General features: G+C 44.8%; 1 protein-coding gene. It reads left to right on the top strand.

The window, feature by feature from the left end; translation table 11 throughout:
* A partial coding sequence (locus tag ASC50_RS02170; RefSeq protein WP_226995338.1) for an alpha/beta hydrolase family protein occupies positions 1-573 on the top strand: 573 nt, incomplete at its 5' end.
* Between the last annotated feature and the right edge of the window lie 224 nt (positions 574-797).

The raw sequence follows: 797 nt of genomic DNA, 5'->3' as shown, positions 1-797 counted from the left end.
CGGGGCGACCAACTCCTTTTGATGCAGCAGGAAGCCATTATCAGGGCATCCGGGATGAGTGATTCTGCCCTGCAAGCGGCAAAAGCAATCAATACCAAAGTGTTTGACATCGTTGCCAAATCCACCAACCCAAAGCAATTGACAACCGACCTGACAGCCGTTCTGAAACAACTTTTGAAAGATAATCCTGCCGCTAAACCGCAAGGAATGAGCGACAGTGATTTTATTGAGGCAACGGTCGCACAAGTTTCCGCCCCGTGGATGCAATATTTCATCAAATATGACCCTGCACAGGCATTGGAAAAGGTGCAATGCCCCGTTTTGGCACTTGCCGGCTCAAAAGATTTGCAAGTGCCGGCAACAGTAAATTTGGAGGCAATAAAAGAGGCATTAGTTAAGGGGAAAAATAAAAATGCGTCCGCAAGAGAAATCCCCAATCTCAACCATTTGTTTCAGGAATGTGCGACAGGCTTGCCCTCCGAATACGCAACGATAGAGCAAACGTTTTCGCCCATCGCCTTAGAAGAAATTTTGCAATGGCTAAAGTATGGGCAGGCGGATGAGTTGAATTAGTTTTTTTTCCCTGCACAATCCTTCTGGCAAGATTTTTGATAGTATTATGCAGATAAACATACGAATTTGCGATTATTATTGAAAGGAGGATTGATTATGGGCAAGAAAGATTTAAAAAAGGCAACAGACGACCTGACAAATCAGCAGAAACCGGAAGAAATTTTGGAAACAACTGACAATTTGGCAGATGTGGCGACTGCGGAGGAGGCTGAAAGTGTTGAGGA

Source organism: Candidatus Symbiothrix dinenymphae (genome assembly GCF_001431085.1).
The sequence above is the reverse complement of the archived record's forward strand: the minus strand, read 5'-3'. Positions and strand labels throughout refer to the sequence as shown.